General features: G+C 44.0%; 7 protein-coding genes. 3 read left to right on the top strand and 4 right to left on the bottom strand.

Translation table 11 applies throughout. The features are described 5' to 3' along the window. The first annotated feature begins 12 nt into the window (after positions 1 to 12). Together MHI46_RS02000 and MHI46_RS02005 are read left to right on the top strand one after the other, a co-directional pair. Positions 13 to 8,208, top strand: coding sequence for an amino acid adenylation domain-containing protein (locus tag MHI46_RS02000; protein WP_342503071.1), 8,196 nt, complete (start codon positions 13 to 15; stop codon positions 8,206 to 8,208). 6 nt (positions 8,209 to 8,214) lie between these two features. Next, on the top strand, positions 8,215 to 8,955 hold the full coding sequence (locus tag MHI46_RS02005; protein ID WP_342503072.1) for an alpha/beta fold hydrolase: 741 nt from the start codon (positions 8,215 to 8,217) through the stop codon (positions 8,953 to 8,955). Positions 8,956 to 8,992: 37 nt separating this feature from the next. On the opposite strand, the gene MHI46_RS02010 is transcribed toward MHI46_RS02005, so the two are convergent. Then, positions 8,993 to 9,907 (bottom strand): DMT family transporter, encoded by a 915-nt coding sequence (locus tag MHI46_RS02010; protein WP_260775266.1) that lies wholly within the window; start codon positions 9,905 to 9,907, stop codon positions 8,993 to 8,995. 130 nt (positions 9,908 to 10,037) lie between these two features. Here MHI46_RS02010 and MHI46_RS02015 point away from each other — a divergent pair, with 130 nt between their 5' ends. Beyond that, positions 10,038 to 11,375: a PLP-dependent aminotransferase family protein gene (locus MHI46_RS02015; RefSeq protein WP_260775267.1), complete on the top strand. Its 1,338-nt coding sequence runs from the start codon at positions 10,038 to 10,040 to the stop codon at positions 11,373 to 11,375. On the opposite strand, the gene MHI46_RS02020 is transcribed toward MHI46_RS02015, so the two are convergent. The 3 genes from MHI46_RS02020 to MHI46_RS02030 all read right to left on the bottom strand — a co-directional run bounded on the left by MHI46_RS02020 (position 11,372) and on the right by MHI46_RS02030 (position 13,478). Then, on the bottom strand, positions 11,372 to 12,064 hold the full coding sequence (locus MHI46_RS02020; protein WP_260775268.1) for a 4'-phosphopantetheinyl transferase superfamily protein: 693 nt from the start codon (positions 12,062 to 12,064) through the stop codon (positions 11,372 to 11,374). The genes MHI46_RS02015 and MHI46_RS02020 overlap by 4 nt on opposite strands. Before the next feature lie 94 nt (positions 12,065 to 12,158). After that, positions 12,159 to 12,749 (bottom strand): hypothetical protein, encoded by a 591-nt coding sequence (locus MHI46_RS02025; protein ID WP_260775269.1) that lies wholly within the window; start codon positions 12,747 to 12,749, stop codon positions 12,159 to 12,161. 84 nt (positions 12,750 to 12,833) lie between these two features. Continuing rightward, positions 12,834 to 13,478 (bottom strand): YitT family protein, encoded by a 645-nt coding sequence (locus MHI46_RS02030; RefSeq protein ID WP_260775270.1) that lies wholly within the window; start codon positions 13,476 to 13,478, stop codon positions 12,834 to 12,836. Between the last annotated feature and the right edge of the window lie 501 nt (positions 13,479 to 13,979).

Consider the following 13,979-nt stretch of genomic DNA (forward strand, 5'->3'; position numbering starts at 1 on the left):
AGGAGAAGAACGATGTTAGTGAGTAGACGAAAAGGACATGCAGCAAATCATATCGTCAGAATCAACGGAAAACGGATGGATCTCAAAGCATTAGAGCAAGTCATGATGCTTCATTTTCCGCTTAAGGAATGTGCCATCATTCCGAAGAAAAATCAAGAAGGCAGTCTATCGCTTGTGCTATTTGCACAGGCGAAGATGCCTTCGCTGACAAGGGAGGATCTGATGAAAGGTCCACTTCACCCTCATGAAGTTCCAGCCGCTCTCATCTTATTACCTTCTTTGCCAAAGACAGAAAGTGGAGCAGTCGACACAGAGGCACTGCTTTCAATTGAAATCATAGATCAAGAGGAATTAAGAAAGATAGAAGAGCGCACCAAAGCTATAGATGGAGTAGAGGAAGCGGCCGCTTTCATTGAAAGTCAGTCAGAAAAACAAACGCCTTATCACTTAGATGATCTGTTTCCTAATCGACAGCGTACTCAAGGGAACGGATCGCTTTCGAAAAATGAAGCGAGCGAGACAAAGCAATCATCTGTACATGAGAAGCCGCCTGCACTTGTGTATGGCGGAGATGTGATCAAAAAGCCAGGCACACCTGTCACACTGACAGAGGTGCTGATTCGAGCAGCTTTTATGTCACCAGACCGCGGGGTGACTTATTTGAAAGAAGACGGGCATACGTTGACCCAAACCTATCCTGAATTACTAACAAGCGCTGAACGGGTTCTGTCCGGTTTAAGGGCAGCAGGACTGACAAACGGTGATCAAGTGTTACTTCAATTGAAAGATCATCAAGATTTTATCACGGTGTTCTGGGGCTGTATTCTCGGAGGAATCATTCCGACCCCGGTCTCTGTGTCGCCTGTTTATGATGAAATGAATCAAGGTGTGAATAAGCTGAAGGGCGTGTTTCAGCTGCAAAATGAACCTTTCATTATTACGAATGAAGCAAATGCTGAGGACATTGCTGGGCTGCGTGAGACATTTGAAGCAAAGATCATGCCTATCTTAACAATTGAAACATTGCTGGCGTATGAACCAGATGAACAGCATTATGAGCCGGAGCCGGATGAGCCTGTGCTGCAGCTGCTGTCTTCAGGAAGTACGGGTGTGCCAAAGTGTATCCGTCATCATCATCAAAGCATTTTATCTAGAATTATAGCTTTTGAGCAGGTAAACGGCTTTACACATGAGGATGTGTCGCTTAACTGGATGCCGCTTGATCATGTTGGTGGAATTGTTATGTTTCATGTACATGACGTCTACCTTGGCTGCCAGCAGATTAGTCCATCCATCGATCAATTTATCGAGCGGCCGATGGTGTGGCTCGATTGGGTAGAAACATACGGTGTGACAAGGACATGGGCGCCAAACTTTGCTTTTGCCATGATGAATGAATATGAGGAGGACATTCGTAAAGGGAGCTGGGACCTGTCTACTCTGACTTATATCATGAATGCAGCCGAAGCAGTTGTCCCGAAAGTCACACAGCGCTTCATGCACATCATGGATCAGCACGGATTAAGCAATCATGCGATGGTACCTGCTTACGGCATGTCAGAAACATCCTCAGCCATTGTTCAGTCAAAGAAATTTATGCGGAACGGTGAACAGGATGGCCAGCTGACGATTGATCAAAATTCATTAACAAGTGAGATCGAATATGTGACGCACGATCATCCGAACAAGATGACGTTTACAGAAGTCGGCACACCGATTCCGTCTGTATGGATTCGAATTGTAGATGAGCATCACGAGGTGCTGCCAGAAGATCAGGTTGGGCGCTTGCAGGTGAAGAGTCCAACAATTATGATGGGCTACTATCAAAATGAGGAAGCCAATCAAGAAGTATTTGCGGAAAACGGCTGGTTTCACACGGGGGATTTAGGCTTTATTCACGAAGGGCGTCTCGTTCTGACAGGTCGAGAAAAAGACATCATTGTTATCAACGGCGCAAACTATTTGAATTACGAAATTGAAGCGGTTGTAGAAGAGGTGGACGGGGTTGAAGTCACCTTTGCCGCTGCGTACGGCATTTATAATCCCGAATCAAGCAACGACACGCTTGCTGTCTTTTTTGTCTCACAAAGGGATTCAATAGAGGAACAAATCACAATGATTCAACAGATTAGAGAGGCCATCATTCGAAAAATCGGCATAGAGCCTGATCACATCATTCCGGTGAAAAAAGATCAATTTCCGAAAACGGAGAGTGGGAAAATCCAGCGTGCTCAGTTAGGCGCAGCACTAAAAGATGGAGCCTTCCGTGACATTGAACAGGCACTGGATCTTGCTTCTGAAAATGAACAAACACTCCCAGATTGGTTTTTTAAACGCATTTGGGCTAAGGAGAATATCGGTCCAACTCAGCCTTTTGCTGAACATGTCCTCGTTTTCGAAGATGAAAAAGGACTTTATCAATCGCTTTACGCCCAATTTGAGCAAAAGAATCAGCCATATATTTCTGTGAGAAAAGGGCATGAATTTTTGCGTCTGTCTAAAGGGATGTATCAGATAAACCCGAGAATCAAGGGAGATTACGTCAGGCTCATTGCAGCACTTGAAGCAGATGAACTAAAGACCAGGCGCATGCTCCATCTGTGGAATGTGTCAGACAGAGAAGACATCGTTGATCCTGCGCATTTCAAAGAGCTGCATGCCAGCACCAATCAATCCATTTTGTACTTGTATCAAGCATTGAGACAAGCAAATAAAGAGCCCATCCGTTTTGTCGTTGTGACAAAAGGTGGTCAATTTGTGCAGCCTGAAGACGATCTTCATGTGGAGAAAACGCCGCTTGTAGGTCTATTAAAAACCATTCCGCAAGAATGGGAAGGAGCAGAGGTGTCTCACCTTGATATTGAAGCGGAGAATGTAGAACAGGATGCCAAGCATATTGCGGATGAATTGTCTGTGATTCATATAAAAGCAGAAGTGTCTTACCGAAATGGGGACAGATTCGTACCAAAGCTGGAAAAAGTCAACATGATGGAATCATTTCAAACAGAAGGGTTTTTAGAATATGAAGGTCTTTATTTATTGACTGGAGGACTTGGCGGGATTGGGTTTGAGCTGTCTAAGCAGATGCTCCAATTTGGCTTAAAGCTCGTCTTGATTGGACGGACATCTCTGGAAGGCAGCTTGGAAAAGAAAGAAGCCTTCTCACAGTTAAAAGGTTTTGGTGACGTCATTTATGTCCAAGCGGATGTGACCAACTCATTTGACGTCGAACAGGCGATTTATGAAGCAGAAAAGCATTTTGGACAATCGATCCGAGGTGTGCTGCATTTGGCCGGTGCTGGCAATGTGTCTGAGCATTTTCAGCAGGCGGACAAGTATACACTGGCTCATACGTCAGAAGAGGATTTCACAAAAGAAATGTCAGGGAAAGCAGACGGGGCATGGGTGCTGCAGGAAGCCTTTAAGTATGATCCGACAATACCGCTTGTCTTTTTTGGATCGGTCAATGGCTTTTTTGGCGGCACGACATTTGGGGCATACTCTGCGGCCAACAGCTTTTTAGATGGACTCGCCCACGCTCTCACCTTTCAACAAGGAAGACGAGCAATTTCTTTGAACTTCAGTATGTGGGATAATCTCGGTTTGTCTAAGGGGCATACCGGAGCAGCTCTCACCGTTCGCAAGGGATTTCAATTGATTGGAAAGAAGCAAGGTCTCCATTCATTATGTCTAGGTGTTCGGCTGAATGAAGCGCATCTATTTATCGGATTGGACGGAGCAAACCCAGACATCGCCGGGTATCTTCAGCCAGCTCCAATACCGGTCTTTGAAAAAAAGCTTTTTTACACTGTTCAGCCTGGCAAAGAAGTGCATGTTGAAGAGATCAAGAGCATCGCAGAAGGTAAATGGGACATTCAGCAAGTACAGGAAATACCGAAAAAGCAAGATGGCTCAATTGATCATGAAGCTCTCAAATTGAACCATGGCAAAAACGTACAAAGCCTTGAAAAGCAATTGCCAGAAACGAAGACAGAGCAGCTTCTTGCCGTCATATGGGAGGACATTTTAGATGTGGATCGCGTCTACAAAGAGGATCAATTCTTCGACCTTGGCGGACATTCACTAAAAGCGACTCAAACCATTTCTCGGATCAATCATGAATTTTCAATGAAGGCACCTTTAAAAATATTATTTGAAAGCAAACATCTGGCACATCTGGCGCAAATGATTGATGACATCAAAGGGGCGCCAGCCGTTCAGGAAGCCAAAATTCCAAAGCTTGAAAAGAAAACAAGCTATGAGCTGTCACATGCCCAGAAGCGCATTTGGTTCTTATCCACATTAGAAAAGAGCCATCATTACAATATATTAGGTGCTTGGAAGCTGACAGGATCATTACACATTCAAGCATTAACAAAAGCGATTGGCCTTTTAACAAAGCGGCATGAAGCACTTCGGGCAACATTCGAATCACTTGGCGGCAAGCCGGTCCAACTCATTCGAGAAGACCTTCCGCCATCTGTGACTGTGGCAAATTTCTCGTTATTTAATGAAAAAACAAGAGCGAGAAGACTGAAGCAGCTCATTCAGCAAGAGGCAGAACGCGTCTATGATTTAGAAAGAGGGCCTCTTGCGCAGTGGACGATAGTAGATATGGGCAAGGAGGAGTATTATCTCCTTTGCGCGCAGCATCACATCATTTCAGATGCATGGTCACTCAGCCTGCTCATTCAGGAATTAGAAGTGGCATATGACGCGCTGCTTGCAGATGAAACGCCGCAGCTCCCAGCCTTAGAAATCGAATGGACAGATTATGTACATTGGGAAAATGAACAATTAAAGCATCATCAAGCAGACAAAACCTATTGGCTCAATACGTTACAAGGTGAACTTCCAGTGCTGGATCTGCCGTTTGATCGCCCTCGTCCGCCGGTTCAAACATTTAACGGTGCTACAGAGCAAATCGTATTGGATGAACCGCTTATCCGCCGCTTGCAGGCTTTGTCCAAGCAGCAGGGCACGACACTGTTCATGACGATGCTGTCTGCGTACTACGTCCTGCTTCACAAGCTGTCCGGACAGACAGATATCATTGTTGGATCGCCTATTGCAGGCCGGGATGCCAATCAATCAGAGCAGCTCGTTGGGATGTTTGTGAATACACTTGCGCTGAGACAGGACGTCTCAACAGCAGAGACGTTCGCCGATCTCTTGGAAAACGTGAAAGAGATGACATTAAAAGCGTTTGAACATCAGCATTATCCATTTGATAAGCTTGTCGATGACCTTTCGTTAGATCGAGATTTAAGCCGGTCACCTATTTTTCAGGCGGCCATGGGGTATGTCACCAATTCGCTTGATATAAACCTTAAAGGGCTGACAAGTGAACATGTGATGGTCCATCATACAGTATCTAAATTTGATCTCACCCTGCATGTATTTGAACAGGAAGAGCAGCTGTCGATTCATGTGGAATACAATACGGATTTATTTGATCAAGAGACCATCCATCGTTATATGAACTATTATCTCCATGTGCTAGACGGCATGACGGCTCAGCCTGAGCGTACATTTACTGATTATTGCTTAATGGACAAAGCGGAACAGGCGGCCATGATTATAGGGAAAAATCAAACGGATACGTCTTATCCAAAGCGTACGCTTCAAGAATTGTTTGAAGAACAGGTGCAGCGTGATCCGCATCGTATTGCCCTGTCCTATATGGATGAGCATATGACGTATGAAGCCTTGGATAAGAAGGCGACAAAGCTTGCTGCTTACTTGCAGTCAAAAGGAATTGGACCAGGCTCCCTTGTCCCGATGCTTTTTGATCGCTCCTTTGACATGATTGTGTCGGTACTAGGAATCATCAAATCTGGTGCTGCATATGTTCCGATGTCACCTGAATATCCTGATGCACGCATCCGTCTCATCGTTCGTGATACGCAAAGCGATGTGATCATCACCCAGTCTCATTTTGCAGACCGTCTAGTAGACTTTACATGTACAAAGATCGTCATGGACAAGCCAATACCAGAAACAAATGCAGTGTATCAAAGAGAATCATCGATCACAGGTGAAGACCAGATAGCCTATGTTAATTACACATCAGGCTCAACAGGTACACCAAAAGGCGTAATGCTTCCTCATGCAGGAGTTGTCCGCTTGGTTAGAGAAACAAATTATATAAAGCTCGGTCCAGATGACAAAATGCTTCAGCTCTCAAACTATGCTTTTGATGCCTTTACATTTGAATTATGGGGAATGCTGCTGAATGGCGGTCAGCTGATTCTGCTCCCAAAATATGCAGCACTGAATATGGACGAATTAACACAGTTCATCAAAACGCATCAAGTCACAGCCAACTGTCTGCCAACCGCTTTATTTAATCGATTGGTGGAGCATGATCCAAAAAGTGTGGCAGGCTACCGCACATTACTTGTTGGCGGGGAAGCCATGTCTAGTGAGCATGCACGAAAGGCACTGCCGCATATGGAAGGTGTGCTCGTCAATGCTTACGGGCCAACAGAAAACACGACCTTAGCCACCACACATCAAGTCACACACGTGCCAGCAGGCGCAAAATCAGTTCCCATTGGTGTGCCGGTGTCGAACTCAACTGTTGTCATACTAGACGATGCGCTCACCCCAGTACCAGCAGGCGTCAAAGGAGAAATTTATATCGGTGGAACTGGCCTTGCTAAAGGCTACCTTCATGATCCAGAGCGGACAAAGGAGCGGTTTATTGACAATCCTTTTCCTGAACTAAAGGGAGACAAGCTGTATCGCTCAGGCGACCTTGGTACATGGCGGTCAGATGGCACCATTGAATACCTCGGGCGAAAAGATCATCTAGTGAAAATTAGAGGCTACCGAATTGAATGCGGAGAAATTGAAACAGCACTGCTCAAGCATCCACAAGTCAAAGAATGTACAGTCATCGCCAAAACGTATGGCAGCTCAAAAAGGCTGGCAGCCTACCTAGTGACAAACGGAGACAATCCTCTTCCGGGCTGGAAAGCCTTTTTGCAGGAAAGCCTGCCAGGCTATATGATTCCAAGTTACTTTGTCGTACTGGATGAAATGCCGGTGACAACGAACGGGAAGGTTGATCAAAAAGCACTGCCAGAGCCAACAGAAACAATCTCCCTTTCCCAAGATGACGACAAACCGGTCACCGAAACGGAGGAGCGGATTGTCGCAGCTTTCAAGGAAGTGCTTGGTGTGAAGCAAGTAGGTATGCATGACTCCTTCTTTGATCTGGGCGGCGATTCCATTATGAGTATTCAGGCTGTCGCCAAATTAAAAGAAAAAGGTGTTCGTGTTGATCCAAAATGGATTTTTATGCACCCTGCGCCTGCGCAATTAGCCGCACATTTGGACGGAGTACCAGAAGCCGCTGAGAACGTCGAAAGGTCTCCGAAGGACTACGTGATCGAGCTGAAAAAAGGTGATCCAGCCGAACCAAGAATATTCTTTGCACCGCCTGCTGGTGGAACGGTGATGGGCTATATTGATGTTGCTAAGCTCATGACACATCAAGGTGCTGTGTACGCCTTGCAGTCTCCTGGCCTATATGAGGATGAAGAGCCGCAATTTCTCCATTACACGGAGCTTGTGACCCTTTTTATTGAAGCTATTGAAACTTTCTACCGTCCGGGCATCGACTATCTCGCAGGGCATTCAATGGGCGGTCATCTTGCCTACGGAATGAATCAGCGGCTCTCTCATGCAGGAAAAGCACCGAAAGGACTCATCGTTTTAGATACGGTGCCAGTGCTAAGAGATGAGGCAGATCAGGCACTTCATGCCGATATGAACGAAGAAGAAGTGAAAATGCTCGCACTTGTCCTTGGAATGGGGAATCTGGTCGGCATTCAGCCAGAAGCTTTACAAGGATTGAGCTTCCAAGAAGTGAAGCAGAGAATACTCAAAGAAGCAGAAAAGGATGAAGTTGTTCATCAATTCATGAATGATCAATATTTAGATAAATATTTGCAAATGCAAACGCATAATACGATCATGTCACAAGCCATTGAATTAGAAAAAGAACCATTCCCTGTGCCATTTTATATTGTCCAAAGCAGTGATCACGCAAGCGATTTCCAGAAGAAGTTCGCAGACTGGGAGGCTTATACGAAAGGATCGTGCTCGTATTACCACATCAAAGGCGACCATGTCACCATGATGAAAAGACCGCAGGCAGATGAACTGGCACGGATTCTTCAAACGATTATAAAGGGGTAAAGACGTATGAATCAGTTATTTAAAACCTTTGAAAAAAAATCAGATCTCATTCAGCTTATTTGTTTTCCTTTTGCCGGCGGATATTCCGCCTCATACCGTCCGCTCTTTGAACAGCTAAAAGACATGGCCGAAGTCACAGCAGCAGAGCCCCCAGGGCACGGCACCAATCTCATGCCGCTTGAATCAAGCATTGACAAACTGGCAGAGCTGTATAAAGAAGGGCTCATGAACAAATTGAATCGCCCATTTATTCTGTTCGGACATTCAATGGGCGGACTTGTGGTATACAGACTAACCCAGCTGCTAGAAAAGGAAGGGATTTATCCCGCAGCAGTGGTGATCTCAGCCATTCAGCCCCCGCAAACAAAACGGCAGATGCTGACGCATTTATCCAATGACGCATTTGTACAGCATATTGCCGAAATGGGCGGGATTCCAAAGGAATTACTAGAAAACAAACCAATGATGGATTACTTTACACCATCCTTGCGTGCAGACTACAGGGCACTAGAAACCTTTCAGCACACAGATCAATCGATCATCGACACACCTGTTTATTTATTCAATGGAAAGCAAGATGAGAAATGCATGAAGGATGCAAGCGGCTGGCTAAAATGGGCAAAAACCATCGAACGCACCGATTTCGATGGAGGCCACATGTACATCAACACACATCCCGAGCCATTTGCAGAGCAGATGAGACATGTGATTGAGCTTGCAGCCAAGCAGCAATTGATCAGACATTAAAAAAGAAAGCGGCTCTCTTTATAGAGGCCGCTTTTTCTTATGAATGCTGTTTCTTTACCACATTCCCGCCAATCACCCCGCCAATGACCAGCACCCCTCCGAGGAGATGATACCAATCAATCGTTTCGTGTAAAATGAGAACCCCGGCGGCGACCGTGATAAACGCGGATAAATTGTTAAAGATGCTGACCTTTGCCGCTTCAAGCTGAGAGAGTGCATAGTTTGATAAATAAGCCGTGAGAAGCGATGAAAGAATACCTAAAAAGAGCATCGACCATACAAAGGATGCTTCTGTAAATGGGCTGAAAAACTCCGGCAATGAGCCATTGATCGAATGCCGGATAAGCGCAGCGGCATTGAAAAAGACAAAGCCAAAGAAGGTCATCACAAAGGTGAGTTCGATCACATGGAATCGTTTTGTAATTACTCTGGCAAACACACTATATGCACTGGATGACAAGGCTGAAAGTAAAATCAGCACATAGCCGATGAAGTGAGAATGCTGGACATCAATTCCCTTCATGACAAAGAGAAGCATCACACCGCACACAGAAAGAAGGGTAAACAGCACTTGTATCCATGTCGCACGTTCCTTTAAAAACCAGGCTGCCAGCAGCATCGTCAAAATGGGAATCGTCGCTTGAATGATGCCAGCCTCTGAAGAAGATGTATACATCAATCCCCACACTTGAAAAGCAAAGAACAAAACAGGATAAAGCAAGGAAAACGGTACGATATATATGAGATCACGCCATTGAATGGATATGCGATTCTTCTTTCGTAAAAATGGATACAGCAATAGAGCGGCTGCAAAAGAAACAGTAAAGCGGTGTGCCAATAAATCGATTGGGTTTGCTGATTCTAATGCTATTTTGACAAATAAAAAGGAAAAACCAATGATAGAGGCGTATGCGATCGCGGCAGCATACGCTTTTTGTTTTGAAATATTCATAACGTGACTCCTTACATGAGCATGCATGCTTCAAATGAATTGACCGGTTCTGTTCTTCTATCGTAATCGGATCATCTAACGTGTACAATAAGAGAACATGATATCTGTACCGGTACAAGGAGGAAAAGGCGTGAGGAAATATGATCAGCTTGTCTTGAGTTTAAAAGAAAAAATGAATTCAGGGGAGTACAGCGCTGGAATGAAAATTCCCTCCATTCGCCACTTAGCGGCTCAATATGCAGTGAGTAAAAGCACTGTCATCAAAGCGCTAGACACATTGGAGCGTGAACATCTGCTGTATTCTGTAGAAAGAAGCGGCTATTATGTCGTGAAAACGAAGCAATCAGCAGGTAAGCAGGACGGCACATGGATTGATTTTGCTTCCTCTGCACCTGATCCCGTTGTGTTTCCGTATGTCGATTTTCAGCACTGCATCAACCAAGCGATCGATTTGTATCAAAATGACTTATTTATTTACGGCACAGCCAACGGCTTACCATCTCTGCTGCCAGTCATTTCAAAGCGATTAATGGATTATCAAGTGTTTGCTCAACCAGAACAGATCGTCATGACCTCTGGTATTCAGCTCGCGTTATCCATTTTAAGCACTATCCCTTTTCCGAATGGAAAACAAACCATACTAGTCGAACAGCCGGGTTATCACTTATATCTCCAATATTTAGAGAAAAATCAATTGCCTGTGCTCGGGATTCAGCGGACGGAAAAAGGGATCGATCTGATCGAATTAGAGCGTATCTTTCGAGAAGAGGAGATTCGTTTTTTCTATACGATGCCACGATTTCAAAACCCGCTTGGAACGAGTTTATCAAAGCAAGAAAAAAGAGCGATAGCAGCCCTTGCCGAGAAATATGATGTCTACATTGTTGAGGATGATTATTTAGCAGATTTAGAATTTGATACAAAAAGAGACCCTATTTATTCATACGATCAGGCAGGAAAGGTTATTTATTTGAAAAGCTTTTCTAAAATCATTTTTCCAGGGCTTCGAACAGGAGCGGTCGTCTTACCTGAAGAACTGATTACTCCTTTTAGTGAACACAAACGGCTCATTGATATCGACAGCTCCATGCTGTCTCAGGCAGCTTTAGAAATATATTTAAAAAGCGGGATGTTTGAGCGGCATAGAGACAGAATGCGGGCGAGCTATCGAAATCGCTCTAAGCAGCTCGTAGCAAGTTTAAAAAATGATCAGGGCGCTTATCAGCTGGGAGAACAGGAGCCGGCTACCCATACACATGTACGTGTCGACCGGTCGATTCCCATGAACCAGCTCATTCAGCAGCTGAAAAAGGCATCTGTTTCCATTCAGCCAATTGACCGCCATTACCTGAAGGCCTATCAAAAGGACCCGATTTTTCAGCTAAACATCTGGCAGGTGAAAGAAGAGCAGATCACACGCGGAGTCGATCTATTAAAGACGGTATTTCAGCAAATTACGCGTTATTAAAGGCGGGACAGTACATCACTGCAAGTGAGTCTTTCAACGCTATCAGCCGCAGCAGGCTTTCGTGTGCATACCGCCATTTGGTAGGCAGGATCAATTGAATATGTTTGAACAAAGCAAGGCGTTTCATGATCGGGTAATGTCAACGTAGCCTGTCCATTCTCTGAAAGACGGGCTGTAAAGGACGAAAGACCATAGGATAATCCTTTTCCAGTCAGTTTGATAAAGGCCTCCTTCATTGACCATAGATGAAAGAAATAGGCTTCCTGTCGCTCTGCCGGTTGTGAGAGTAAATCCTGATACTCATCCGCTGAAAAAAATCGCTTGGCAATCGCCAGATCAATAGGTTTGATTTCCTCAATATCAATGCCAACAGGTGCATCATCTACTGCGCAAACGACCCAATCGCCAGAATGAGATAGATTAAAATGAAAAGAAGGAAGCTGCCGGACGACAGGCTTGCCATTTCCCTCAGTTTCAAAAACGATCTGATTCATAGGCAGATCGTACATATCATGGATCGTTTGACGAACCAGCACCTCACCTAACAAGGTTCTTCTGGCATCGATCAAAAAACGAAAGCGATCAGCCGCTGCACGCTTTTCAGATGACACAAAGAGCTTCAAACGCTCTATTTGTTGTTGTGCATTGATTTCATCTAAGTGTTGTAATTGGATAGCAAATATCTTCATAACGAACCTCTAATTTTTTACATTCATTGTACCATTGGAGAGTGACGTGCAAAAGGGTCCATTAATGTAAAAAAGACAGCGAGCCTCACTGCTTTTATGTCTGTTTCATAATGTGTACACCATTCGGATCAATTGTCTCCATTTTATCAATATCCGTCATGACCACATCAAGCAGGGAAAGGCGTTCTCCTCTTTGCCAGTGAATGAGCTGATTCAAAGGTGATAGCAGTTGATCGACTTTAGGCGTCTGCGACAAATCAGCAGCAGCAATTGTCACAGCATGCAGCGCATCGTTTCCAGTTTCAATGACATCTGTACGCCGCTGTAATTCAAGCCTTAAACGAAGAGGTGTCGAAAGAAACGTTCTCCGTTCCCCTTCTTGGACAGGCCACTTTAATTCTTTAGCTTGTGCAAGCAGCTGATCATATTCTTCGTTTGAGACAAGAAAGCCGATGTGATCAAACAAGACTTTTTTACTATATCCGAATGTGATATTGATCTGACCTTTTCTCATTTCGATGATTCGAAAGGTCGGCTGCTTATCTCTAAAATCATCCCATGTGAGCGGGGGATGAAAGGAACCATCCTTTGTGAAACGTCCTTTTACCTCAAAGCCCAGCGAACGATACGCTTGTTCTGTCTCTTCAACAAATGGTGTCCAGTAATGATAGTGGAAAAGCTGCATGAGATCTCCAACTCCTATGTGTGAATATTCTGTTTTTTTATTTTAACACAAGAAAAGCCATTCTGATTATAGAATGGCTTGTTCTCATCTAGTAAGGGTTTGAACAGGTTTCTCTGCTGTTTTTGTAATGAGCAGCTGCAGGAGTCGTGTCGATTGCGGCAAGGAAAAACGAAGGACAAGACCTGTGAAGATCGCAGTCAAAATCGTTCCAATGCCAATCGGTCCTTTGAGCATCCATGCAAATAAAAGCACTGTTAACTCAATGCCATTTCGAACCCACTGTACGTTCAGTCCCGTTTTCGCTGAGATGAGCAGCATTAATGAATCCCTTGGCCCAGCGCCAAGATTGGCTGAGACATAAATGCCAACACCGTATCCAGAAACTACAACACCTGTAATAAATACATATAAAGCCGGTAAATACCCATGTGGTGCAGGTAATATCGCATTAAAGAAATCAATAAACACACCAATCAGCACCATATTCAGTAAAGCGCCGATCTTTGGAAATGATTTCGTGAAAATAGAAGTCAGTGTCACAATAAGTGCACCAATGATAATGGACCATTGTCCAATTGTGAGTCCAAAATGCTGAAACAGTCCGTAGTGGAAAGCGTCCCAGGGACCAATCCCAAGGATCTTCCCTTTCACTGTCAGCGATAGTCCAAAAGCTAGTACGATCAATCCAACAAAATAAAAAAACCAACGTAAAAGATGTTCCCGCTTCAAAAGCATTCCCTTCTTTCTTAAACACTCGATTTCCATCGTAACATACTCTCACACCCCTTTAAATGGCTTTGCTCAATTGTAATCGCTTACTCCAAAAAGAATTTTTTTGATTTGTAAAGGTTCAAAACATCAAAACAAACAGCAAGACTTTCGAATTGTTTTTTTTACCAAACCAAGCCATTAATTCCCTCCTTTTAAAAGAAAAAGAAAAAAATTCAATATATTTTGACAAAAAAATAATCTAAACCAATTAAAGAATAATTATCTTTAGATAGAAGAGATTGTATGTAAACTATGTCATTAGACCTGTTGGAAAATATGGAGGTTTACGATAAAAAAAGATCATTTTATTGGAAAAAACATATGCAAATCAAACGCTGAGAGGCACCTGTTACTAAAGGTCTATTTTTGTCGAAATTAGTCATTTAGTCATGTTGTTACTTTTGAAATGTTACTGATATTCTTTACCAAAGTGTGGGAGGTGAACTGGTACATACCATT

The organism is Bacillus sp. FSL K6-1000, assembly GCF_038630785.1.
GTDB classification, from domain to species: Bacteria; Bacillota; Bacilli; order Bacillales; family Bacillaceae; genus Bacillus; species Bacillus safensis.